Origin of the sequence: Streptomyces olivaceoviridis (assembly GCF_014650115.1) — a bacterium.
Classification (GTDB): Bacteria; Actinomycetota; Actinomycetes; order Streptomycetales; family Streptomycetaceae; genus Streptomyces; species Streptomyces olivaceoviridis.
Genome location: NZ_BMUI01000003.1, coordinates 130,432 through 153,385, shown reverse-complemented (window position 1 = coordinate 153,385; position 22,954 = coordinate 130,432). Strand labels below are relative to the sequence as shown.

Annotated in this window: 22 protein-coding genes and 1 tRNA gene; 11 read left to right on the top strand and 12 right to left on the bottom strand. The window is 69.6% G+C overall.

Features of this window, described 5'->3' with window-relative positions:
- Positions 1-16: 16 nt before the first annotated feature.
- Entirely contained in the window at positions 17-1,735 is a 1,719-nt protein-coding gene (locus IE273_RS07165) for a sodium:solute symporter family protein (RefSeq protein WP_189814300.1), read from the bottom strand.
- A gap of 194 nt (positions 1,736-1,929) precedes the next feature.
- On the opposite strand from IE273_RS07165, the gene galT reads away from it, so the two are divergent.
- The 7 genes from galT (at position 1,930) to IE273_RS07130 (ending at position 9,050) form a co-directional block, all read left to right on the top strand.
- Positions 1,930-2,991, top strand: a complete 1,062-nt coding sequence (galT, locus tag IE273_RS07160; RefSeq protein WP_189814299.1) for a galactose-1-phosphate uridylyltransferase — start codon at positions 1,930-1,932, stop codon at positions 2,989-2,991.
- Positions 2,988-3,950, top strand: a complete 963-nt coding sequence (galE, locus tag IE273_RS07155) for a UDP-glucose 4-epimerase GalE (RefSeq protein WP_189814298.1) — start codon at positions 2,988-2,990, stop codon at positions 3,948-3,950. The genes galT and galE overlap by 4 nt, the downstream gene beginning before the upstream one ends.
- Positions 3,950-5,104 carry a galactokinase gene (gene galK / locus IE273_RS07150; protein ID WP_189814297.1) on the top strand — a complete coding sequence of 385 codons (1,155 nt, stop codon included), beginning with the start codon at positions 3,950-3,952 and terminating at the stop codon, positions 5,102-5,104. Before galE ends, galK begins: the two co-directional genes overlap by 1 nt.
- Positions 5,105-5,295: 191 nt before the next feature.
- Positions 5,296-5,742 (top strand): hypothetical protein, encoded by a 447-nt coding sequence (locus IE273_RS07145; protein WP_189814296.1) that lies wholly within the window; start codon positions 5,296-5,298, stop codon positions 5,740-5,742.
- Between the two features lie 5 nt (positions 5,743-5,747).
- Positions 5,748-7,919 carry a hypothetical protein gene (locus IE273_RS07140; RefSeq protein ID WP_189814295.1) on the top strand — a complete coding sequence of 724 codons (2,172 nt, stop codon included), beginning with the start codon at positions 5,748-5,750 and terminating at the stop codon, positions 7,917-7,919.
- Between the two features lie 16 nt (positions 7,920-7,935).
- Entirely contained in the window at positions 7,936-8,589 is a 654-nt protein-coding gene (locus tag IE273_RS07135; RefSeq protein WP_189814294.1) for a hypothetical protein, read from the top strand.
- Positions 8,589-9,050 carry a hypothetical protein gene (locus tag IE273_RS07130; protein ID WP_189814293.1) on the top strand — a complete coding sequence of 154 codons (462 nt, stop codon included), beginning with the start codon at positions 8,589-8,591 and terminating at the stop codon, positions 9,048-9,050. The genes IE273_RS07135 and IE273_RS07130 overlap by 1 nt, the downstream gene beginning before the upstream one ends.
- Before the next feature lie 6 nt (positions 9,051-9,056).
- Here the strand turns inward: IE273_RS07130 and IE273_RS07125 are convergent, their stop codons facing one another.
- Entirely contained in the window at positions 9,057-9,512 is a 456-nt protein-coding gene (locus IE273_RS07125) for a GNAT family N-acetyltransferase (RefSeq protein WP_189814621.1), read from the bottom strand.
- Positions 9,513-9,822: 310 nt separating this feature from the next.
- On the opposite strand from IE273_RS07125, the gene IE273_RS07120 reads away from it, so the two are divergent.
- Entirely contained in the window at positions 9,823-10,590 is a 768-nt protein-coding gene (locus tag IE273_RS07120; RefSeq protein ID WP_189814292.1) for a LuxR C-terminal-related transcriptional regulator, read from the top strand.
- On the opposite strand, the gene tamR is transcribed toward IE273_RS07120, so the two are convergent.
- Positions 10,549-11,046, bottom strand: coding sequence for a MarR family transcriptional regulator TamR (gene tamR, locus IE273_RS07115; protein ID WP_014673201.1), 498 nt, complete (start codon positions 11,044-11,046; stop codon positions 10,549-10,551). The two genes, IE273_RS07120 and tamR, sit on opposite strands and share 42 nt — an antisense overlap.
- A gap of 89 nt (positions 11,047-11,135) precedes the next feature.
- Between tamR and IE273_RS07110 the strand changes: the two genes are divergently transcribed.
- Complete coding sequence (locus tag IE273_RS07110; RefSeq protein WP_189814291.1) at positions 11,136-11,948, top strand: trans-aconitate 2-methyltransferase; 813 nt, start codon at positions 11,136-11,138, stop codon at positions 11,946-11,948.
- Between the two features lie 2 nt (positions 11,949-11,950).
- Entirely contained in the window at positions 11,951-12,334 is a 384-nt protein-coding gene (locus IE273_RS07105) for a VOC family protein (RefSeq protein ID WP_189814290.1), read from the top strand.
- On the opposite strand, the gene IE273_RS07100 is transcribed toward IE273_RS07105, so the two are convergent.
- Together IE273_RS07100 and IE273_RS07095 are read right to left on the bottom strand one after the other, a co-directional pair.
- The gene (locus IE273_RS07100; RefSeq protein WP_014673198.1) at positions 12,319-12,996 is read right to left on the bottom strand and encodes a TetR/AcrR family transcriptional regulator; all 678 of its coding nucleotides are present in this window, start codon (positions 12,994-12,996) and stop codon (positions 12,319-12,321) included. The genes IE273_RS07105 and IE273_RS07100 overlap by 16 nt on opposite strands.
- A complete protein-coding gene (locus IE273_RS07095; protein WP_189814289.1) occupies positions 12,993-14,000 on the bottom strand; it encodes an acyl-CoA desaturase in 1,008 nt (335 codons plus the stop codon). Before IE273_RS07095 ends, IE273_RS07100 begins: the two co-directional genes overlap by 4 nt.
- Positions 14,001-14,304: 304 nt before the next feature.
- Between IE273_RS07095 and ppc the strand changes: the two genes are divergently transcribed.
- Positions 14,305-17,037: a phosphoenolpyruvate carboxylase gene (ppc, locus tag IE273_RS07090; protein ID WP_189814288.1), complete on the top strand. Its 2,733-nt coding sequence runs from the start codon at positions 14,305-14,307 to the stop codon at positions 17,035-17,037.
- Between the two features lie 85 nt (positions 17,038-17,122).
- Here ppc and IE273_RS07085 read toward each other — a convergent pair whose 3' ends face one another.
- From IE273_RS07085 to IE273_RS07055, 7 genes are all read right to left on the bottom strand, one after another.
- Complete coding sequence (locus IE273_RS07085) at positions 17,123-17,629, bottom strand: hypothetical protein (RefSeq protein WP_189814287.1); 507 nt, start codon at positions 17,627-17,629, stop codon at positions 17,123-17,125.
- 52 nt (positions 17,630-17,681) lie between these two features.
- Positions 17,682-18,284, bottom strand: a complete 603-nt coding sequence (gene pth / locus IE273_RS07080) for an aminoacyl-tRNA hydrolase (protein ID WP_171155507.1) — start codon at positions 18,282-18,284, stop codon at positions 17,682-17,684.
- Positions 18,285-18,359: 75 nt separating this feature from the next.
- A complete protein-coding gene (locus IE273_RS07075; RefSeq protein ID WP_189814286.1) occupies positions 18,360-18,953 on the bottom strand; it encodes a 50S ribosomal protein L25/general stress protein Ctc in 594 nt (197 codons plus the stop codon).
- A gap of 221 nt (positions 18,954-19,174) precedes the next feature.
- On the bottom strand, positions 19,175-20,155 hold the full coding sequence (locus IE273_RS07070) for a ribose-phosphate diphosphokinase (RefSeq protein ID WP_189814285.1): 981 nt from the start codon (positions 20,153-20,155) through the stop codon (positions 19,175-19,177).
- Positions 20,156-20,308: 153 nt separating this feature from the next.
- A complete protein-coding gene (gene glmU / locus IE273_RS07065) occupies positions 20,309-21,757 on the bottom strand; it encodes a bifunctional UDP-N-acetylglucosamine diphosphorylase/glucosamine-1-phosphate N-acetyltransferase GlmU (protein WP_189814284.1) in 1,449 nt (482 codons plus the stop codon).
- 135 nt (positions 21,758-21,892) lie between these two features.
- Positions 21,893-21,963 (bottom strand) — tRNA-Gln (locus tag IE273_RS07060).
- An 11-nt stretch (positions 21,964-21,974) separates the two neighbouring features.
- Complete coding sequence (locus tag IE273_RS07055; protein ID WP_189814283.1) at positions 21,975-22,847, bottom strand: hypothetical protein; 873 nt, start codon at positions 22,845-22,847, stop codon at positions 21,975-21,977.
- Between the last annotated feature and the right edge of the window lie 107 nt (positions 22,848-22,954).

Genomic DNA, 22,954 nt, shown 5'->3' with positions numbered 1-22,954 from the left:
CCTCGATCCTCCCGCGTCAGAACGAGAACGGGATGTAGCAGACGGCGGCCAGCACGACCGCGCCCCAGCCCAGCAGGGCCGGCTTGCGGTACCACGCGTCGTCGCCCGCGGCGGGCGCTTCGGACATGCCGGGGGTGGGGGTGCCCCCGGACGGAGTCTGGGGGAGGGTGCCGTAGACCAGGCCCTGCAACTCCTCCACCGGCTTCGGCTTGGTGAACAGGGACACCGCGACCATCACCACCGCGCCGGCGACGAAGCCCGCGATGGCGGAGACGAAGTTGGCGCCCTGGTCGGTCGGGATGGAGATGACGCCCTTCTTGTAGAGGACGAAGTAGTTGACCATCGCGGTCACGGTGCCGGCGAGCAGGCCCCAGAAGCCGGACTTCGCGGACGCCCGCTTCCAGAACATGCCGACGATGAAGACGACGAACATCGGCACGTTGAAGAAGGAGAACAGCGTCTGGAGGTAGCTCATGATGTTCGAGAACGAGGACGCCAGGAACGCCGTGCCGACGGAGGCGCAGACGCCGATCGCGGTGATCAGCCGGCCGAAGCGGACGTAGTAGCCGTCCTCGCGCCCCCGCACCACGTACTTCGCCCAGATGTCGTTGGTGAACACGGTGTTGAAGGACGACACGTTCGCCGCCATGCCCGCCATGAAGGCCGCCAGCAGACCGGTGACGGCGATGCCGAGCACGCCGTTGGGCAGCAACTCCTGCATCAGGAAGGGGATGGCGTCGTTGTACTGGTAGCCGGAGCCGGCACTGCCGAACTTCGGGACGATCGCGGCGGCGACCAGGCCGGGGATCATCACCAGGAAGACGATGAAGATCTTGGGGTAGGCCGCGATGAGCGGCGTGCGCTGCCCCGCCGAGAGGTTCTTCGCGGACAGGGCGCGCTGCACCTCGGCGAAGTTGGTGGTCCAGTAGCCGAAGGAGAGCACGAAGCCGAGGCCGAGGACGATGGTCAGCCAGTTCGCGCCGAGCGGGTTGGCGTGCCCGATGCCGGTGCCGCCCCACGCGGTGGTGAAGTCGGCGCCGTGGGTCGCGGTGAGCTTGTCGGTCAGGCCGCCCCAGCCGCCGACCTTCCTCAGGCCGAGGATGGTGATCGGGATCAGCGCGGCCAGGATCACGAAGAACTGGAGGACCTCGTTGTAGATCGCCGAGGACAGGCCGCCGAGGGTGATGTACGCGAGGACGAACGCGCCGGCGACGACGATGGCGACCCACTGCGGCCAGCCGAGCAGGGCCTCGACGACGATCGCGAGGGCGTAGAGGTTGACGCCCGCGATCAGGATGGCGGCGAACGCGAACAGGATCGAGCTGAGCAGGTGGGCGCCCCGGTCGAAGCGCAGCAGCAGGAACTCGGGGACCGAGCGGACCTTGCTGCCGTAGTAGAAGGGCATCATCACCAGGCCGAGGAAGACCATGGCGGGGATGGCGCCGATCCAGTACCAGTGGACGGTGTAGGCGCCGTACTGGGCGCTGTTCGCGGCCATGCCGAGGATCTCGGTGGCCGCCAGGTTCGCCGAGATGAAGGCGAGGCCGGTGATCCAGGCGGGCAGCGAGCGTCCGGAGAGGAAGAAGTCGAGGCTCGTCTTGACCGAGCGGCGGGCCGCGAAGCCGATGCCCAGGACGACGACGAAGTAGATCGCCAGGATCGAGTAGTCCAGCCAGTTGGTGGGGAGTCGTAGCCCCGCCGCCAGATAGGTGGGGGCGTATGTGGGGGTTTGCATGAGAACTCGCTTCGTTGCGCGAACTGATCCAGAGCGGAACCTACGCCTCCGTGTTCGATATTTGAACACTCCCGCTGGTGTTCTTTGTTTGATTGTGATCGACCGAGGTGTTGTGGAGTTGTGGTCTGTTATGTTTGTTTGTGTTGAGTGATTGGGTGCGGACACACCCGTAGGGCCCGAACAAGGAGTCCGGCGTGAAGAAGACCTCGACCCGGCTGGCCGACGGTCGTGAGCTGATCTACTACGACCTGCGGGACGACACCGTGCGCGACGCGGTCGACCGGCGCCCGCTGGACCGTACGGTCACCACCTCCGAGATCCGCCGCGACCCGCTGCTCGGCGACTCGGTCGCCGTGGCCTCGCACCGCCAGGGCCGCACCTACCACCCGCCGGCCGACGAATGCCCCCTGTGCCCCACCCGCGGCGACCGGCTCAGCGAGATCCCGGACTCCTCGTACGACGTCGCCGTCTTCGAGAACCGGTTCCCCTCCCTCGCCGGCGACTCCGGCCGCTGCGAGGTCGTCTGCTTCACCTCCGACCACGACGCCTCCTTCGCGGACCTGGGCGTCGAGCAGGCGCGGCTGGTGCTCGACGCGTGGACGGACCGCACGTCGGAGCTGTCGCACCTGCCCACCGTCGAGCAGGTGTTCTGTTTCGAGAACCGCGGTGCCGAGATCGGTGTGACCCTCGGCCACCCGCACGGGCAGATCTACGCCTACCCCTTCACCACCCCGCGCACCGCGCTGATGCTCCGCTCGCTCGCGGCCCACAAGGAGGCCACCGGCGGGGAGAACCTGTTCGACGCCGTCCTGGAACGGGAAGTCGCCGGCGAGCGGGTCGTCCTTGAGGGTGAACACTGGGCGGCCTTCGTGCCGTACGCGGCGCACTGGCCGTACGAGGTCCACCTGTACCCCAAGCGCCGCGTGCCCGACCTGCTCGCCCTGGACGAGGCGGCCCGCACAGAGTTCCCCCAGGTCTATCTGGAACTCTTGAGGCGCTTCGACCGGATCTTCGGCGAGGGCGAGCCGCCCACGCCGTACATCGCGGGCTGGCACCAGGCGCCGTTCGGCGCGCTGGAGGAGTTCGACGGTGTCACGCGCGACGATTTCGCGCTCCACCTAGAGCTTTTCACCATCCGCCGTACTTCCGGCAAGCTGAAGTTCCTCGCGGGTTCCGAGTCCGGCATGAGCGTGTTCATCAACGACGTGCCGCCGGAGCGCGCGGCCGAGCGACTGCGAGAGGTAGCGAGTTCATGAAGTACCTGGTGACGGGTGGCGCGGGATACGTAGGCAGTGTGGTGGCCCAGCACCTGCTGGAGGCCGGCCACGAGGTCACCGTCCTCGACAACCTCTCCACCGGCTTCCGCGCGGGCGTCCCGGCGGGCGCGGCCTTCATCGAGGGCGACATCCGCGACGCCGCCAAGTGGCTCGACCCCTCCTTCGACGGCGTGCTGCACTTCGCCGCGTTCTCCCAGGTCGGCGAGTCGGTGGTGAAGCCCGAGAAGTACTGGGACAACAACGTCGGCGGCAGCATGGCCCTGCTCGCCGCGATGCGCGAGGCCGGTGTCCGCAAGCTGGTCTTCTCCTCCACCGCCGCGACCTACGGCGAGCCGGAGCGGACCCCGATCCCGGAGACCGCGCCGACGCGGCCCACCAGCCCCTACGGTGCCTCCAAGCTCGCCGTCGACCACATGATCACCGGCGAGGCGCACGCGCACGGCCTGGCGGCGGTCTCCCTGCGCTACTTCAACGTGGCGGGCGCGTACGGAGCGTACGGCGAGCGGCACGACCCCGAGTCGCACCTGATCCCGCTGGTCCTCCAGGTCGCCCAGGGCCGCCGCGACGCGATCTCGGTCTTCGGCGACGACTACCCGACCGCCGACGGCACCTGCGTCCGCGACTACATCCACGTCGCCGACCTGGCCGAAGCCCACCTGCTGGCCGTCCGGGCCGCCACCCCGGGCGAGCACCTGATCTGCAACCTCGGCAACGGCAACGGCTTCTCCGTCCGCCAGGTCATCGAGACCGTCCGCGAGGTCACCGGCCACCCGATCCCCGAGGTGGTGGCCCCGCGCCGGGGCGGCGACCCGGCGGTCCTGGTCGCCTCCGCGGACACCGCCCGCGAGAAACTGGGCTGGAACCCGACCCGCGCGGACCTCGCGGGCATCGTCGCGGACGCGTGGGAGTTCGCGCAGAGCATCACAAGGGAGCACTAGTGGGTGCACAGCAGGTCGCGGAGCGTTTCGCCGAGCTGTACGGGGCCGAGCCGGAGGGCGTGTGGGCGGCGCCCGGCCGGGTCAACCTCATCGGTGAGCACACCGACTACAACGACGGCTTCGTCATGCCGTTCGCGCTGCCGCACCAGGCGGTCGCCGCGGTCTCCCGCCGTGACGACGGCGTCCTGCGCCTGCACTCGGAGGACGTCGAGGGCGGGGTCGTGGAGCTGCGGCTGGACGCCCTCGCCCCGGGGACCGACCGGAAGTGGACGGCGTACCCGGCGGGCGTCGTCTGGGCGCTGCGCGAGGCGGGTCACGAGGTGACCGGCGCCGACGTCCACCTGTCCTCGACGGTCCCGACGGGCGCGGGCCTGTCCTCGTCGGCCGCGCTGGAGGTCGTGATCGCCCTGGCGCTGAACGACCTGTACGACCTCGGCCTCCAGCGCTGGAAGCTGGCCCGTCTGTGCCAGCGCGCCGAGAACGTCTACGTCGGCGCGCCGACCGGGATCATGGACCAGACGGCGTCGGCCTGCTGCGAGCAGGGCCACGCGCTGTTCCTGGACACCCGTGACCTGTCCCAGCAGCAGATCCCCTTCGACCTCGTGGCCGAGGGCCTGCGGCTGCTGGTGGTCGACACCCAGGTCAAGCACGCCCACAGCGGCGGCGAGTACGGCAAGCGCCGGGCCGGCTGCGAGAAGGGCGCGGCCCTGCTCGGCGTCGACGCCCTGCGGGACATCCCCTACGACGGCCTCGACGAGGCCCTCGCCCGCCTCGGCGACGAGGAGGAGGTCATCCGTCTGGTCCGCCACGTGGTCACGGAGGACGAACGGGTCGAACGCACCGTCGCCCTGCTGCGCGCCGGCGACACTCGCGCCATCGGCCCGGTCCTCACCGAGGGCCACGCCTCCCTGCGCGACGACTTCCGCATCTCCTGCCCGGAGCTGGACCTGGTCGTCGACACGGCCCTCGCCGCCGGCGCCCTGGGCGCCCGCATGACCGGCGGCGGCTTCGGCGGCTCGGCGATCGTCCTGGCGGAGGCGGCCGACGTGGACACCCTGACCAAGGCGGTCGAAGAAGCCTTCGCGGCGGCGGACTTCAAGACCCCGCGAATCTTCGAGGCGGTCCCTTCGCCGGGGGCCCGGCGGCTGAGCTGACACCCGTCGTCCCGACTGGCCCATACCGGCCCCGTACGCGGTCACCGTGTACGGGGCCGGCGTCATCGCCGGCCCCGTGCTCCCGGAAGGCGAAGTGCCCTGCTCCGCCTCGGATTTGGCATAGCCAGTAATGTGCATGCCGGTCACCGCCGTGCCCGGCGGTGCACGAGGAGGGACGGGGGAGGCCACATATGGCGTGGGAGGAGTGGGACCAGCTGAAGGCCCAGGCGGCCGATCGGCATTCCACACGCATGCAGCTCAACCAGTACCCGGCCGACCAGGGCGGGGGCGGTACCCGGGGAGACCTTGTCGTAGGGCACAGGGATCTCGAAGAGGTCGGCAAGGCGGCCCATGAGCTGTTCGACCACTTCACGACCTACAGCGGGCACGCGCGCGTGGCCTCGGAGGCGGCGGCAGGCGGACTCAAAGGCCAGGGTTTCGCCCTGGGAGGCGCGCTGGAGCATGTGACGCAACGCTGGAGCGAGCAGACCAAGACCCTGCTGGACGCCTGCGCCCACATCTCCAACCACCTGCGCTACACCAAGAACCAGCACGACGCCGACGACTCCTACATCGCCGGCTCGGTCAGCAGCATCGCCACACTCGACGAGGGCTTCGACGACCGGAAGGGCCACTGACTCCGATGGACCTCGACGCACTGCGCCACGGCAACTTCGCCAAGCTCGGTGAAGCGGTCACCGACTGGGAGCAGATGACGAAGAAGCTCGCCGACCTGAAGAAGGACGCCGAGGACAACCTGAAGGCGAAGGCCGACAAAGCGACATGGGCGGGTCTCAACGCGACCGTCAGCCGGGAGTTCATCGCCAAGACCGCCGCCGAGTTCGCCGACGCGCACACGCAGGCCGACTCCATCACCAAGATCCTCAGTGACACGCGTGGCGAACTCATCAGCTTCCGCACCCAGCTCAACGACGCGATCAAGCGGGCCAACGACAAGAACCTGACCGTGATCGACAACCATGACGGCACGTTCTCCGTCATGGGCAACACCCGTCCCGACTGGACGTCCGACCCCAGTGGGAACACCGGCGCGACGGACCAGAAGGTGGTCGACGCCTTCCGTAACGAGATCCAGGGCATCCTGAGCAAGGCGACGGAGAGCGACAACAGCGCGGCGAAGGTGCTCAGGCTCCTCGTCGACCAGGCCGAGTACGGCTTCTCCGACGCCTCCTACGGGGACCGGGACGAGGCGGTCAAGGCCGTCGCGGCGGCGGAGAAGCTCGCGAAGATGGCCAAGCATCCGGACGACATGTCCCTCGACGACATCGCCGCCTTCACTCGCGAGATGGCGAAGTACCACGACGACCCCCTGTTCGCGGAACGGTTCGCGACCCGCCTGGGGGCCAAGGGGACGCTCCAGTTCTGGGCCGACATGGCCTACTCCCACGCAGGCGCCAGGGGCTCGGAACTCCAGGCGATGAAGGACCTGCAGTCCAACCTGAGCCTGACCCTGGCCACGGCGACCTTCTCGGACACGGATGCGATGCGGGGGTGGAAGAAGGATCTCCTCGCCGAGGCCACCACCAACTTCCGCGACCCCAAGTCGCCCAGCCCGATCGGCGCACTCGGCTACCAGGTCATCAGCAGCCTCATGCACGACGGCCAGTACGACACCGAGTTCCTCGACGACTACCGCAAGGACCTCTTCAAGGCGGACAAGGGGGCGGGGGACTCGAACACCAACGACCGGTGGGTCAAGGGGTACAACGGCCTGGACCTGGTCTTCGGTGACGGCAACGGCCGGGACCCGCTGGAGGGACTGTTCGACGGCCTCTCCCACAACCCCGAGGCGGCCGAGCACGCCTTCGAGGCCAAGTCGGACCTGGACCACATGCTCGCCACCACCAGGTACACGGACCGGGGCGAGTCCCTCGGGCGCGCCCTGGAAAGCGCGGTCACCGGTGTCGCCAACGGCGACACCTCCTCCGCGGCCCCGCCGCACAGCACGGCCCAGGTCAAGATCATGGCGAACGTCATGCAGGCGGTGGCCGATCCCGACGGTGGCGCCGACCTCGTGTCCAAGGGCCTCGGTGAGAGTTTCGGGGACATGGCCGCCGCGTACATGCCGGAGATCAGCTGCGCCATCAAGGGACCGGGAAGCGAGACCGTCTTCCTCACGAACAGTGACTCCCCAAGGGGTCTGAACCTCACGGATGTCACGCGTTTCCTGTCAGCCACCGCCGCGGATCCCGCCGGGCGTGCCGGGATCGTCTACGGCGAGAGCATCTATACCGGAAGTCTCTTGCAGGAGCACCTGTCGAACCCAGGCCTGTTCGACGGCGATCAGAAACAGGTTCTCAACGACATCGGCAGGAACGCCGGGATCATCGAGGGAATCGTCGGTCATTCCGCAGCGAACTCGGAAGTAGGCAAGGCCATCGATGGCGAGAAGGAGTACAACGATGAGCTCAAGGCCAAGGGGGATTTCGCCAAGACCTGGGTTGCGATCGGTTTGACCGGCCTCAAGGTCCCGGCGGAGTACGGTGGCGACGTCATGGGATCTGTACTCGGAGGCGGAGCCGGAGCCGTTGCCGGTGCCGCCGTCGACCGTCTGCTCGACGGGCAGCAGATGAAGGGTGCCGAGGATCAGGCGCTGTACTACTCCAGTAAGGATCTGTTCGCGATGCGGGACTCGGTCAGCCAGCAGACGATCTGGTCGGTGGACGACGCCCTGGCGCGCAACAACGTGCACTTGCCGAAGGACGAGATCGACGACTCGGTGGGGCAAGCCGTCAATGACGGCTGGAAGGACGCCGACTACTACCTGAACCGCTCGAAGGTGAAGTATGGGTGAGACAGGTCCCGGTCGTATGCGGAAGACCTATTCCGTGAGGAAGCCCTACTCGGTCAGAGCGTTCTTCGTTGCCATAGCGATCCTCGCGCTGGTGTGCGGCGGCCTCTTCCTGTTCTTCGTGAAAGGGCTGTACCTGCTACCGGACAAGGTGTGTGAGGCTTCCGTCCAGCGAGATCTCGTCATTCACACTCTGCCGCAGGCGCGCGCAGCGGACGAATGGGCGGATCACAAAGGCAGCGGGCGGGACTTCATGTTCGACTGCCGTGTTTCCACCAGCGGTCACTCGATTCTTTCGGGAGGAGTGAATCTGCGGGAATCGTCGAAGGCTGACTGGACGGACGGCTATGGCGGTTCCGCGGGCACCGCCGTGGTGCAGACCTCGGCTGGCCGTGTGGCAGGGCTGGCGCAGGTCGACGCCGACCACGGCGTCGCTTCCGTGTACGTGCCCTGTGAGCCGAAGGACGCGTGGGAAGGGGACGACGGTGCCTCCGGGACCCGTGCCCTGGTGGCGGAGGCCAGTGTGACCGGAAAGAGCAGGGTCTCGGGCGCGGCCCTGCGCCAGGCCCTGACCGACTTCGCCTATCAACTCACCCGCCACGCCTACGCGCTGGCGGAGTGCAAGGGGTCGGGGGACTTTCCCGCACAACTGCCGCGCTACGGGGACCGCTGATGAAGGACGACGAGATCCGCTCGCGCTTCGACGGCCGGGGACACGTCGAGATCCGGGGTCCGGTGTCCGTGAAGGCTCGGGCCGAGGAGATCGCGCACGCGCTCGGCTACGTGCTGATCGCCACGGAGGAGTCGCGCGGCGCCGGCCTCGCGTTCGGGTATCGCACCCCGCTCAGCGTGCGGCTGGTCTTCCGGCGCGACGACGACCCCCGGGCCCGGCGCCGGGCCCAGCGGACCGTCGAGCGGCTGCGAGCGGGCGGCCCGGTGCTCGGGGGCGAGGAACCGCCGCCCCCGCCCCCGCCGGGCCCGGCTCCGCCCCTGACTCCCCGGTCCGCGGCACCCCGCCCCCGGCGCTCGATGGAACCTCAGCCGCCTCCGCCCGCGCCGTCGGGCCCGCCCGGCCCCCGGGTTCCGTCCCGACCGCCCTATCCGCCCCCGCCCCCGCCCGCAGCGGTGGAGTGAGCCCCGTCAGCCCAGTCGCTTCGTCAGTGTGTACTCCGTGATCCCCGGCGGGTAGTCGGGGATCACGCACACCACCTCGTAGCCCTGTTTGCGGTAGAACTCCGGGGCCTGGAAGTTCCAGGTCTCCAGGCGGGACGCCGTGCAGCCGCGGTCGGTCGCGGCGATGCGTTCCGCCTCCGCCAGCAGGCGGGTGCCGAGGCCCGCGCCGCGGTGTGCGGCGTCCACCCACAGGTAGGTGACGTGCAGCCAGGTCGTCCAGGTGTGGCCGACCAGGCCGCCCGCCAGGTCGCCCGCGGGGTCCAGTGCCCACAGGTGCAGGGGGGCTTCGCGTTCGCCGGGCGTGCCGCGCAGCGCGGCCAGGACCGGGGACGCCGCCGTGTTGGTGTCCCACAGCCGTGCGCGGAGCAGATCACGTCGCTCTTTGTCGACTTCCGCCTCAATACGAAACATGCGGCACACCATAAACGCGCCGGACGGCCAGTTCTGCAATTCGCCTTCCGCTGCGTGCTCCCGTCCGTACTCTGTGGAGCAGCACCGGTGGGGGCCGGTGCCGCTCAGGGGGCGAGACAGGCGGGTACGGCGCCCGCGGTGGGGGTAGCAGTGTTCGCAACGGCGGCGGCCGTGCGGCGCGCGCCCCCTCTCCGCGGGTGTCGTACCCGCGCCGGTCGTCGTTCTCCGGATCCTTTCCGGGCTTTTCCGGACCGACCAGTTCCGGAGCTTTCCGGACCTTGGGTATCCCCTGCTCCGCGCGGAGCCTGGGGAAGGGGGTTACGTGGTTCGCATCCGAGTCCTGGTCGTGGACGACCACCGCATCTTCGCCGAGTCGCTAGCCGCCGCCCTGGCCGCCGAGCCCGACGTCGACGTCTTCGCCGCCGGCAGCGGCCCGGCCGCGCTGCGCTGCCTGGAGCGCGCGGCCGGTGAGGGCCGGCGCTACGACATCCTGCTGGTCGACGCCGACCTGGGCGGCCGGCTGCCCGGCGCCCGCCCGGCCGTGCCGGTGCAGGAGGGCGACGAGGAGGGCCTGGTCGACGGGATCTCGCTGGTCACCGGGGTCCGGGCCGCCCACCCCGCCGTACGGATCGTCGTCCTCGCCGAGAAGGACGACCCGCGCCGCGCGGCCCTCGCGCTCCAGGCGGGGGCGTCCGGCTGGGTCGCCAAGGACTGCTCGCTGTCCCGGCTGCTGACGGTGATCCGGGGGGTGCTGCGCGACGAGACGCACCTGCCGCCCGCGCTGCTCACCGGCGTGCTGAAGGAGCTGACGGCGGCGCGCAAGCACCGCACCGAGAGCGAGCGGCTGGTGGAGTCCCTCACCCCGCGCGAGCGGGAGGTGCTGCGCTGCATGGTCGCCGGGCTCGGCCGCAAGGCCGTCGCCGAGCGGCTGTTCCTCTCCCCGCACACCGTCCGCACCCATATGCAGAACGTCCTCGGCAAGCTGGGCGTCCACTCCACGCTGGCCGCCGTCGCGCTGGCCCGGCGGGCCGGGGTGGGACCGGTGGACCTAGCCGGGGATGTTGTCGAACGGGGCGGTCAGCTGGCGTAGCAGACCGGCCAGTTCGGCGCGCTGGGCGCGGGACAGCTCGGCGAGGATCGCCCGCTCCTGCTCCAGCAGGCCCGCCAGCGCCTGGTCCGCGCGGTCGCGGCCCTCGTCGGTCAGCCGTACCAGCACACCCCGCCGGTCGCTGGGGTCGGGCAACCGCTCGACCAGGCCCTTCTTCGCCAGCCGGTCGATGCGGTTGGTCATCGTGCCCGAGGTGACCAGTGTCTGCGTGAGCAGCTGGCCGGGGGAGAGCTGGTACGGCGTGCCCGCGCGCCGCAGCGCGGTCAGCACGTCGAACTCCCAGGGCTCCAGCTGGTGCTCGGCGAAGGCGAGCCGGCGGGCGCGGTCGAGGTGCCGGGCGAGTCGGCTCACCCGGCTGAGTACTTCCAGCGGCTCCACGTCGAGGTCCGGACGCTCCCGGCGCCACGCTGCGACCAGCCGATCGACCTCGTCCTCCATGGAGATCAGTGTAGTGGTTGTGTCGATGTGAAGTCTCTTGATATCAAGTCTCTTGACATCGAGAGAAATTGGCGGGGAGAGTGGAGGGCATGACGACGCCGAACTGGGACCCCGCCCAGTACCTCCGCCACGCCGGGCACCGGGCCCGGCCCTTCGCCGACCTCCTCGCCCGCATCCCCGGCCTGCCCGGCGACGCACCCCGCATCGCCGACCTCGGCTGCGGCCCCGGCAACGTCACCGCCCTGCTCGCCGACCGCTGGCCCACCGCCCGCATCACCGGCTACGACAACTCGCCCGAGATGCTCGACAAGGCCCACGTCGACCACGAGGGACCCACGGCCCAGGGCGGCCGGCTCGACTTCGCCCACGCCGACGTGCGGACCTGGACGCCCACGGAGCCGTACGACCTGATCGTCTCCAACGCCACCCTCCAGTGGGTGCCGGGCCACGCCGACCGCTTCGCCGACTGGACCGCCGCCCTGCGCCCCGGCGGCACCTTCGCCTTCCAGGCCCCGGACAACATCGACGCCCCGCTGCACGCCCTCATGCGCGAGCTGGCCGCCACCCCCCGCTGGCGGGACCGCCTCGCCGACGTCCTGCGCCGCACGGACTCCGTGCACGCCCCCGGCGCCTACCTGGACCGCCTGGCGCGCCTCGGCTGCACGGCCGACGTCTGGCAGACGACGTACCTCCACATCCTCCAGGGCGACGACCCGGTCCTGGACTGGGTGAAGGGCACCGGCCTGAGGCCCGCGCTGACCGCCCTCGCCGACGACCCCGGGGCGCGCGAGGCGTTCCTGGCCGAGTACCGGGACCTGCTGCGGGAGGCCTACCCGAGCGCGCCGTACGGCACGGTGCTGCCCTTCCGCCGGCTGTTCGCCGTGGCCGTGAAGGAGGGCTGAGCGTGCTGGTGGCGGTCGATCACGTGCAGCTGGCGGCCCCCTCCGGGGCGGAGGACATGCTGCGCTCGTACTACGCCGACGTCCTCGGCATGACCGAGGTCCCCAAGCCGCCGGCGCTCGCCGCACGCGGCGGCTGCTGGTTCGAGGCGGGCTCCGTCCGGCTCCACCTGGGGATCCAGCGCGACTTCCGGCCCGCGCGGAAGGCCCACCCCGGGCTGCGGGTGCGGGACATCGAGGCGTACGCGGCCCGCCTCACCGCGAAGGGCGCCGAGGTCACCTGGGACGACGACCTCCCCGGCCACCGGCGCTTCTACTCCCAGGACCCCGTCGGCAACCGCCTGGAGTTCCTGGAGCCGGCCCCCCAGGACGCTCAGCTCTTGCGGTGACCGATCAGCCGCGGCTTCTGCTCCAGACCGTCCAGACCGTGCCACGCCAGGTTCACCAGATGGGCCGCCACCTCCGCCTTCTTCGGGCGGCGCACGTCCAGCCACCACTGGCCGGTCAGCGCGACCATGCCGACCAGCGCCTGGGCGTAGAGGGGGGCGAGCTTGGGGTCGAAGCCGCGCGACTTGAACTCGCGGCCCAGGATGTCCTCCACCTGGGTGGCGATGTCCGAGATGAGGGACGCGAAGGAACCCGTGGACTGCGGGATCGGGGAGTCGCGGACCAGGATGCGGAAACCGTCCGTGTACTCCTCGATGTAGTCCAGGAGGGCGAAGGCCGCCTGCTCGCACAGCTCACGCGGGTGGCCGGCCGTCAGCGAACTGGTGACCATGTCCAGCAGGCGCCGCATCTCGCGGTCCACCACCACCGCGTACAGCCCCTCCTTGCCGCCGAAGTGCTCGTACACCACCGGCTTGGACACCCCGGCCTTCGCCGCGATCTCCTCCACCGACGTGCCCTCGAAACCCTTGGCGGCGAAGAGGGTGCGACCGATCTCCAGCAACTGCTGGCGGCGCTCGGCACCGGTCATACGGGTCCGGCGGGTCCGCCGCTGCTTGTCGTTGCCTGAGGTGCTGCTGGAGTCGGTCGCCACGGCGTCAATCATGCCGCCTCGGCCGTCTCCCCCCGGCGCCGGGAGCCGCCTCCCCCGGTGGCACGCCGCGAATCGATACGCGAGCGTGACGGCCAGCGCACGTCGTACGCCCAGCCGAGCAGCTCGAAGACGCGGATGAACCGGGCCGAGGAGTCGATCTGGCCGCGCATCACACCGTGCCGCGCCGACGTCGGGTCGGCGTGGTGCAGGTTGTGCCAGGACTCCCCGCAGGACAGCACCGCCAGCCACCACACGTTGCCCGAACGGTCCCGCGACTTGAACGGCCGCTTGCCGACCGCGTGGCAGATCGAGTTGATCGACCAGGTCACATGGTGCAGCAGCGCCACCCGGACGAGTGAACCCCAGAAGAACCCGGTGAACGCGCCCCACCAGGACATCGTCGCCAGACCGCCGATCAGCGGCGGCAGCCCCAGGGACACGGCCGTCCACAGCACGAACTGCCGGGAGATCGCCCGCATCGCCGGGTCCTTGATCAGATCCGGCGCGTACTTGTCCTGCGGGGTCTGCTCCTCGTCGAACATCCAGCCGATGTGCGCCCACCACAGGCCCTTCATCAGCGCCGGGAGCGTCTCGCCGAACCGCCACGGGGAGTGCGGGTCGCCCTCCGCGTCGGAGAACTTGTGGTGCTTGCGGTGATCGGCCACCCAGCGCACCAGCGGACCCTCGACCGCCAGCGAACCCATGATCGCGAGCGCGATCCGCAGGGGCCGCTTCGCCTTGAACGAACCGTGGGTGAAGTACCGGTGGAAACCGATCGTGATGCCGTGGCAGCCCAGGAAGTAGAAGAAGACCAGCAGGCCCAGATCGAGCCAGCTCACCCCCCAGCCCCAGGCCAGCGGCACGGCCGCCACCAGTGCCAGGAACGGCACCGTGATGAACAGGAGCAGCGTGATCTGCTCGATCGAACGCTTCTGCTCGCCGCCCAGCGTGGCGGAGGGAGGGGGTGTGTCGGTGGCCTTACGGGCTTCTTCGATCACATCGGAACTTGAGGTCATGCGCGTCCCCTGTGGGGTCGATGGTCGAGGCAGATGCCGGGCCGCGGGGACCGTACGGGAGTCGACGGCGCTTCCCTACGGTTCCGTAACCTACGGCATCGTAAGTATGGCAGCGTGTCGCGCGGCGGCAAGAGCCCCAGAGCCTGCGCGTCCACATGGCCACCTATCCTTGGACTCGGTCGGACAGCGCGGTCCGCTGAAGTTTCCTTCCCGGACCCTCCGGCCCGTATGCGGCACCCGCCGTGTGTGGCAGCCGGCCGGGTTCCCTCCCAGACGAGCTTCAACACTGCAAGGAGCCGCACCTGTGAGCAGTGCCGACGACCAGACCACCACGACCAGCAGCGAGCTGCGCGCCGACATCCGCCGGCTGGGTGATCTCCTGGGGGAGACCCTCGTCCGGCAGGAAGGCCCCGAGCTCCTCGAACTGGTCGAGAAGGTCCGCCGCCTCACCCGCGAAGACGGTGACGCCGCCGCCGAGCTGCTGCGCGGCACCGAACTGGACACCGCGGCCAAGCTGGTCCGCGCCTTCTCCACCTACTTCCACCTCGCCAACATCACCGAACAGGTGCACCGAGGCCGCGAACTGCGCGCCCGGCGCGCCGCCGAGGGCGGCCTGCTCGCCCGCACGGCCGACCGGCTCAAGGACGCCGACCCCGAGCACCTGAGGCAGACCGTCCAGAACCTCAACGTCCGCCCGGTCTTCACCGCCCACCCCACCGAGGCCGCGCGCCGGTCCGTCCTCAACAAGCTCCGGCGCATCGCCGCGCTCCTGGACACCCCCGTCCTCGACACCGACCGCCGCCGCCACGACGTCCGCCTCGCCGAGAACATCGACCTCGTCTGGCAGACCGACGAACTGCGCGTCGTACGCCCCGAACCCGCCGACGAGGCCCGCAACGCGATCTACTACCTGGACGAGCTGCACGCCGACGCCGTCGGAGACGTCCTGGAGGACCTGACCGCCGAACTGGAGCGCGTCGGCGTCAAGCTCCCCGACGACACCCGCCCCCTCACCTTCGGCACCTGGATCGGCGGCGACCGCGACGGCAACCCCAACGTCACCCCCCAGGTCACCTGGGACGTCCTCATCCTCCAGCACGAACACGGCATCAACGACGCCCTGGAGATGATCGACGAGCTGCGCGGACTGCTCTCCAACTCCATCCGCTACACCGGCGCCACCGAAGAGCTCCTCGACTCCCTCAAGACCGACCTGGAGCTGCTCCCCGAGATCAGCCCCCGCTACAAGCGCCTCAACGCCGAGGAGCCCTACCGGCTCAAGGCCACCTGCATCCGGCAGAAGCTGGAGAACACCAAGCAGCGCCTCGCCAAGGGAACCCCGCACGAGGAAGGCCGCGACTACCTCGGCACCGGCGAGCTGCTGAAGGACCTGCGCATCATCCAGGCCTCCCTGCGCGAGCACCGCGGCGGCCTGTTCGCCGACGGCCGCCTCGCCCGCACCATCCGCACCCTGGCCGCCTTCGGCCTCCAGCTCGCCACCATGGACGTCCGCGAACACGCCGACGCCCACCACCACGCCCTCGGCCAGCTCTTCGACCGGCTCGGCGAGGAGTCCTGGTGCTACGCCGACATGCCCCGCGACTACCGCGCCAGGCTCCTCGCCAAGGAACTGCGCTCCAGAAGGCCGCTCGCCCCCACCCCGGCCCCCGTCGACGCCGCCGGGCAGAAGACCCTCGGCGTCTTCGAGACCGTCAAGAGGGCCCTGGAGGTCTTCGGCCCCGAGGTCGTCGAGTCCTACATCATCTCGATGTGCCAGGGCGCCGACGACGTCTTCGCCGCCGCCGTCCTCGCCCGCGAGGCCGGACTGCTGGACCTGCACGCCGGCTGGGCCAAGATCGGCATCGTCCCCCTCCTGGAGACCACCGACGAGCTGAAGGCCGCCGACACCATCCTGGAGGACATGCTCTCCGACCCGTCCTACCGGCGCCTGGTCGCGCTGCGCGGCGACGTCCAGGAGGTCATGCTCGGCTACTCCGACTCCTCCAAGTTCGGCGGCATCACCACCAGCCAGTGGGAGATCCACCGCGCCCAGCGCCGGCTGCGCGACGTCGCCCACCGCTACGGCGTACGCCTGCGCCTCTTCCACGGCCGCGGCGGCACCGTCGGCCGCGGCGGCGGCCCCTCCCACGACGCCATCCTCGCCCAGCCCTGGGGCACCCTGGAGGGCGAGATCAAGGTCACCGAGCAGGGCGAGGTCATCTCCGACAAGTACCTCATCCCCTCCCTCGCCCGGGAGAACCTGGAGCTGACCGTCGCGGCCACCCTCCAGGCCTCCGCGCTGCACACCGCCCCCCGCCAGTCCGACGAGGCCCTCGCCCGCTGGGACGCGGCCATGGACGTCGTCTCCGACGCCGCCCACGCCGCCTACCGCCGCCTGGTCGAGGACCCCGACCTGCCGACGTACTTCCTCGCCTCCACGCCCGTCGACCAGCTCGCCGAGCTGCACCTGGGCTCGCGCCCCTCCCGCCGCCCCGGCTCGGGCGTCTCGCTCGACGGTCTGCGCGCCATCCCGTGGGTGTTCGGCTGGACCCAGTCCCGGCAGATCGTGCCCGGCTGGTTCGGCGTCGGCTCCGGCCTCAAGGCACTGCGGGAAACCGGTCTGGACACCGTGCTCGGCGAGATGCACGAACAGTGGCACTTCTTCCGCAACTTCATCTCCAACGTCGAGATGACCCTCGCCAAGACGGACCTGCGGATCGCCCAGCACTACGTCGACACCCTCGTCCCCGACGAGCTCAAGCACGTCTTCGACGCCATCAAGGCCGAACACGAGCTGACCGTCCGCGAGGTCCTGCGCATCACCGGCGAACAGGAACTCCTGGACGCCCAGCCGGTCCTCAAGCAGACCTTCGCCATCCGCGACGCCTACCTGGACCCGATCTCCTACCTCCAGGTCACCCTGCTCAAGCGGCAGCGCGACGCCGCCGCGGCCGGCACCGACCCCGACCCGCTGCTCTCCCGCGCCCTGCTCCTCACCGTCAACGGCGTGGCGGCGGGCCTGCGCAACACCGGCTGACCCGCTGCGCGACAGAGGGTGCCCCCGAGGTCGTACGACCCCGGGGGCACCCTCCTTCGCTCACCTCACCGCGACGCCGCGCACGTCACTGCGACGCCGCGAACGCCGCCGTCAGCAGCACCGTGCCGGACAGCCCCAGCACCCACGCCGTCCGGGCCAGCCGCATCCCGCCCGCCACCACCACCGAGGCCAGCAGCAGCGCCCCGCCCAGCGGCACCCAGGCGTACAGGATGCCCGCCGGGCCGGACCGCACCGCCTCCCCGGTACCGGGCTTCAGCACCACGGCGTACGTCGACCCCGTACGCACCGCCACCGACTTCTCGATCTCCACGCGCGCGCGTGGCCGCGCCCCCGCCGACGTCGGCGCGAACGGCCCCGTACAGGTGTCCCCGGCACACCGCGTCACGTTCACCGTGCCGGACTCACGCCCCTTCGCCAGCATCACGTGCTGGGCGGTCCCCCAGGACCCCCGCACCCCGGCGAACAGAATCAGCGCGGCGAGCGCACCCATCGCCGCGACCCGTCCGAACCGCAACGCGGACACGGACGCCTGACGAGCGGTACTGGCTGAGGCAGGCATGGCCGGGATCATTGGCCATATCCCTACGGCCGGTCAACTCCCCGTAGGACCAAGCCCGGACAAGTCAGGAGTTGTACGCGCTCTGCGCCCGCTCCAGCCCCTCCGTCACCAGACACTCCACCGCGTCCGCCGCACGGTCCACGAACCAGTCCAGCTCCTTGCGCTCCGCAGAGGAGAAGTCCTTCAGCACGAAGTCCGCCACCTGCATCCGGCCCGGCGGCCGGCCGATCCCGCACCGCACCCGGTGGTAGTCCGGACCCATCGCCTTCGTCATCGACTTCAGACCGTTGTGCCCGTTGTCACCGCCGCCCAGCTTCAGCCGCAGCGTCGCGTAGTCGATGTCCAGCTCGTCATGGACCGCGACGATGTTCCCCACCGGAACCTTGTAGAAGTCCCGCAGCGCGTTCACCGGACCACCGGACAGGTTCATGTACGACATCGGCTTCGCCAGCACCACCCGACGGCTCCCCGGCCCCGCCGGACCGATCCGCCCCTCCAGCACCTGCGCCTGCGCCTTGCCCGCCCGCTTGAACTTCCCCCCGATCCGCTCCGCGAGCAGGTCGGCCACCATGAACCCGACGTTGTGCCGGTTCATGGCGTACTCCGGCCCGGGGTTGCCGAGCCCGACGATGAGCCAGGGATCACTGGCGGCGGTGGTCACGTCCATGTCTCCTTGATACGCGCCAGCCGCCGCCCCCGGCGAGGGAGGCGGCGGCTGAACAGATTCCTACGGCGGCGAGGATCAGGCCTCCGCCGCCTCCTCGCCCTCGGCGGCCTCGCCCTCGGCCTCCTCGACCTGGGCCTGGAGGACCTGGATCACCACGGCGTCCTCGTCCACGGCCAGGGACGCGCCGTTCGGCAGCGTGATGTCCTTCGCGTGGATGGAGGCACCGGCCGCCAGACCCTCGACGGAGACGGTCACCTGCTCCGGGATGTGCGTGGCCTCGGCCTCGACCGGCAGCGCGTCCAGGACGTGCTCCAGCAGGTTGCCGCCCGGGGCCAGCTCGCCCTCGACGTGCACCGGGATCTCGACCGTGACCTTCTCGCCACGCTTGACCAGCAGCAGGTCGACGTGCTCCAGGAAGCCCTTCAGCGGGTCGCGCTGCACGGCCTTCGGGATCGCCAGCTCGTTGGACTTGCCGTCGATGTCCAGGGAGATCAGGACGTTCGGCGTACGCAGCGCCAGCAGCAGCTCGTGGCCCGGCAGGGTCAGGTGCAGCGGGTCGGAGCCGTGGCCGTACAGAACGACCGGCACCTTGTTGTCACGGCGGACGCGGCGGGCCGCACCCTTGCCGAACTCGGTGCGGGTCTCGGCGCTGAGCTTCACCTCGGACATATGGATCACTCCTCGTAGGAACTCGGATCGGACGTGGTCACCCGGCCACGAACGGCCTGCTACGAAGAGCGCGTCGATAACGGACCGCCGTACACGAGTACGGCCTCCCTCGCCGAGCAACTGGAGCAGTCTACTCGGCAAGGGAGGCCCTACCCAAAACGATCACATCAGGGGGAGCGAAAGGGGGTGCGACAGGAGGTGCGGGAGGGAGTGCAGAAACCTCACTGCTCGTCGAAGAGGCTGGTCACCGAGCCGTCCTCGAACACCTCACGCACCGCACTCGCGATCGTCGGAGCGATCGACAGCACCTTGATCTTGTCCAGATCCGCCGCCAGCTCACCCGGCGTCGGCAGCGTGTTCGTGAACACGAACTCACTCACCCGCGAGTTCTTCAGCCGGTCGGCCGCCGGACCCGACAGCACACCGTGCGTCGCCGTCACGATGACATCCTCCGCACCGTGCGCGAACAACGCGTCGGCAGCCGCACAGATCGTGCCACCCGTGTCGATCATGTCGTCCACCAGGACACACACACGACCCTTGACCTCACCCACGACCTCGTGGACGGTCACCTGGTTCGCCACGTCCTTGTCACGCCGCTTGTGCACGATCGCCAGCGGCGCACCGAGCCGGTCACACCACCGGTCCGCCACCCGCACCCGGCCCGCGTCCGGCGACACGACCGTCAGCTTGTCCCGGTCCACCTTCGCACCCACGTAGTCCGCCAGCAGCGGCAGCGCGAACAAGTGGTCCACCGGACCGTCGAAGAAACCCTGGATCTGATCGGTGTGCAGATCCACGGTCAGGATGCGGTCCGCACCCGCCGTCTTCATCAGATCCGCGATCAGACGCGCCGAGATCGGTTCACGACCCCGGTGCTTCTTGTCCTGCCGCGCGTAACCGTAGAACGGCACGATCACAGTGATCGACCGCGCCGAAGCACGCTTCAGCGCATCGATCATGATCAGCTGCTCCATGATCCACTTGTTGATCGGAGCCGTGTGGCTCTGGATCAGGAAACAGTCCGCACCACGAGCCGACTCCTGGTAACGGACGTAGATCTCACCATTCGCGAAGTCGAAGGCCTTCGTCGGGACGACCCCGACACCCAGCTGCTGGGCGACCTCCTCGGCAAGCTCGGGGTGGGCGCGGCCGGAGAAGAACATCATCTTCTTCTCGCCGGTCGTCTTGATCCCGGTCACAGCACAGTCTCCTCAGAGGTTGTCTCAGCCAGCCGGCTGCTCGGCGACCTCTCGGCTGGGCGTGAGAGGCCGAATCAGCTGGTAAGGGTGCGGGTGCACACGTGCGGATGTGCACTTATCACGGTACGCCGTGTTTGGCGCACGCGTTTCCGGTCAGTCCTCGTTCTCACCCTGCCGGGACGACGCCTCGGCCGCCTTCGCCGCCGCGCTCCCCGGACGCTTCCGGGCCACCCAACCCTCGATATTCCGCTGCTGACCACGGGCCACGGCCAGCGAACCGGGCGGCACATCCTTCGTGATCACCGATCCGGCGGCGGTGTAGGCACCGTCCCCGACCGTGACAGGAGCCACAAACATGTTGTCCGCACCGGTCCGGCAATGCGACCCCACCGTCGTGTGGTGCTTGTCCTGACCGTCGTAGTTCACGAACACACTCGCCGCGCCGATGTTCGTGTAGTCACCGATCCTCGCGTCCCCGACATACGACAGGTGCGGCACCTTGGTGCCCTCCCCGATCGACGCGTTCTTCGTCTCGACGTACGTCCCGATCTTGCCCTTCGCACCCAGCCGGGTCCCCGGCCGCAGATACGCGTACGGCCCCACGGACGCCCGCGGCCCCACGACCGCCCCGTCGGACACCGTGTTGTCCACCCGGGCCCCCGCGCCCACCTCGGTGTCCTTCAGCCGGCTGTTGGGCCCCACCTCGGCACCCTCACCCAGACGCGTCGACCCCGTCAGCTGCGTCCCCGGATGCACCACCGCGTCCCGCTCGAAGGTGACGGTCACATCCACCCACGTGGTCGCCGGGTCGATGATCGTCACCCCCTCCAGCATCGCCCGCTCCAGCAGCCGGTCGTTCAGGATCCGCCGCGCCTCGGCGAGCTGCACCCGGTTGTTGATCCCGGCGATCTCACGGTGGTCGGCCGCCACGGAAGCCCCCACCCGGTGCCCGGCCTCCCGCAGGATCCCCAGCACGTCCGTGAGGTACTCCTCACCCTGGCTGTTGTCCGTCCGCACCTTCTTCAGCGCGTCCGCCAGCAGCTGCCCGTCGAACGCGAACACACCGCTGTTGATCTCCCGGATCTCCCGCTGCACCTCGGACGCGTCCTTGTGCTCCACGATCGCGGTGACGGCACCCGTCGCCCCGTCCCGCACGATCCGCCCGTAACCGGTCGCGTCCGGGACCTCGGCCGTCAGCACGGTCACGGCGTTGCCGTCGGCCTCGTGCGTCCCGGTGAGCCGCCGGAGCGTGTCGGCGGTCAGCAGCGGGGTGTCCCCGCACACGACCACGACGGTCCCGTCGACGGACCCGCCCAGCTCCTCCAGCCCCATCCGCACGGCGTGCCCGGTGCCGTTCTGCTCCGCCTGCACGGCGGTCCTGGTGGCCGGGTCGATCTCGGCGAGGTGCGCGCCGACCTGCTCACGGGCGTGGCCCACGACGACGACGAGGTCCTGCGGGTCCAGCTCACGGGCGGCGGCCAGCACATGTCCGACCAGGGAACGGCCGCAGATGTCGTGCAGGACCTTCGGTGTGGCCGACTTCATACGGGTGCCCTCACCCGCTGCGAGAACGACGACGGCGGCCGGGCGAATGGCGCTCACGGGGTTGCCCTTCGGCTGTGGATGGGTGGGGGTGACAGCCGCAGGATACCGGGGCGGGTTGAGGGGGACATGAGTGCGGGCCCTGACGGTGGTGTTACCGGTCAGGGCCCGAACCTAGGGTTTGTGTGCTGTGAGCTCCCGGAGAAGGATTCGAACCCTCATTCAACGGACCAAAACCGTTTGTCCTGCCCTTAGACGATCCGGGATGGTTGGTGCGTTATGTCCGATTCAATTGATCGGCTTCGTGCACGGCCTCCACTATGCCGTACCAGGAGCCTTCGATGCGACGGTACAAGTCGGCGCCCTTCAGGACTTTGATCACGAGGCAGCCGCGGTAACCGTCACCGGCGTTCTTGCGCACCGTCTTCGGGTTGTGCTTCTTGAGCGCCGTCTTGTTGAACATGGAGGGGTCGGCGCCGACCAGGTCGGCCCAGTAGCGCTCGGCTCCGCCCACGTCGGCATGCTCATGGATCATCACGGTGAACCGCAGGCGCTCCCGCTCCACTTGGAGCAGGTCGAGCCACGCCAGGAAGACCCTGATCATTCCGGGGTCGCTGTTCACGAAGACGACGTTCTCCCGGCGGTCGTACGGCTTGTCCTTGCCGCCCTCGGCCCAGTACAGGCCCACGCCCACCAGGAACAGCTCGCGCGTCGACAGCTCGCCGATCGACCGCTTGGCCTCTTCCTTCGTCCGTCGCCGCTCCTCGTCCCGGATGCGCAGCTTCTCCTCCCAGCCCTTGCGGGCGATGGCCGCTGCCTCCTGGGGGGTTCGTCGGCGCTCCGGCCTCGGCAGATCCCGCACCCACAGCGACACGGAGCTGCGCGAGCAGCCCAGTTCCGCTTCGATCCGGTCGTACGTCCAGCCCTGGAGCCGTAGTTCCCGCGTCCGCGCTCGCAGGTCGTCCTTCGCCCTCGGGCGCTTCGTCCACTCCGGCGGCGGTTCGCCGTTCACCAGTTGGTTGAGGATGTCGTTGTTGTAGATCTTCAGCTCGTCCCGGATCCGGCGGAGGCTCAGGCCGGCGCGGCGGAGGGTGATCGCCTGCTCTCGCAGGGTCTCGAAGTCGGCGTATTTGCCTGGTGAATGTGCCATACGCATACCGTCTGGACGGAATGTTGGATTCCAGGGTCGAACGGTCGAGGTTCACCAGTTCGAGGGATAGCGGGTGGTTTCGGGGTCGTTCGGTTACCAAGGGTGGC

Bases quoted from the DNA above. Each gene is read 5' to 3' on its own strand.
- galE (WP_189814298.1), top strand. From the start codon at position 2,988: ATGAAGTACCTGGTGACGGGTGGCGCGGGATACGTAGGCAGTGTGGTG.
- tamR (WP_014673201.1), bottom strand. From the start codon at position 11,046: ATGGAGGACGAGGTCGATCGGCTGGTCGCAGCGTGGCGCCGGGAGCGT.
- IE273_RS07110 (WP_189814291.1), top strand. From the start codon at position 11,136: ATGACGACGCCGAACTGGGACCCCGCCCAGTACCTCCGCCACGCCGGG.
- IE273_RS07140 (WP_189814295.1), top strand. From the start codon at position 5,748: ATGGACCTCGACGCACTGCGCCACGGCAACTTCGCCAAGCTCGGTGAA.
- IE273_RS07165 (WP_189814300.1), bottom strand. From the start codon at position 1,735: ATGCAAACCCCCACATACGCCCCCACCTATCTGGCGGCGGGGCTACGA.
- IE273_RS07135 (WP_189814294.1), top strand. From the start codon at position 7,936: ATGCGGAAGACCTATTCCGTGAGGAAGCCCTACTCGGTCAGAGCGTTC.
- IE273_RS07075 (WP_189814286.1), bottom strand. From the start codon at position 18,953: ATGTCCGAGGTGAAGCTCAGCGCCGAGACCCGCACCGAGTTCGGCAAG.
- IE273_RS07095 (WP_189814289.1), bottom strand. From the start codon at position 14,000: ATGACCTCAAGTTCCGATGTGATCGAAGAAGCCCGTAAGGCCACCGAC.
- IE273_RS07055 (WP_189814283.1), bottom strand. From the start codon at position 22,847: ATGGCACATTCACCAGGCAAATACGCCGACTTCGAGACCCTGCGAGAG.
- IE273_RS07085 (WP_189814287.1), bottom strand. From the start codon at position 17,629: ATGATCCCGGCCATGCCTGCCTCAGCCAGTACCGCTCGTCAGGCGTCC.
- IE273_RS07145 (WP_189814296.1), top strand. From the start codon at position 5,296: ATGGCGTGGGAGGAGTGGGACCAGCTGAAGGCCCAGGCGGCCGATCGG.
- pth (WP_171155507.1), bottom strand. From the start codon at position 18,284: ATGGACGTGACCACCGCCGCCAGTGATCCCTGGCTCATCGTCGGGCTC.
- IE273_RS07100 (WP_014673198.1), bottom strand. From the start codon at position 12,996: ATGATTGACGCCGTGGCGACCGACTCCAGCAGCACCTCAGGCAACGAC.
- IE273_RS07125 (WP_189814621.1), bottom strand. From the start codon at position 9,512: ATGGTGTGCCGCATGTTTCGTATTGAGGCGGAAGTCGACAAAGAGCGA.
- IE273_RS07130 (WP_189814293.1), top strand. From the start codon at position 8,589: ATGAAGGACGACGAGATCCGCTCGCGCTTCGACGGCCGGGGACACGTC.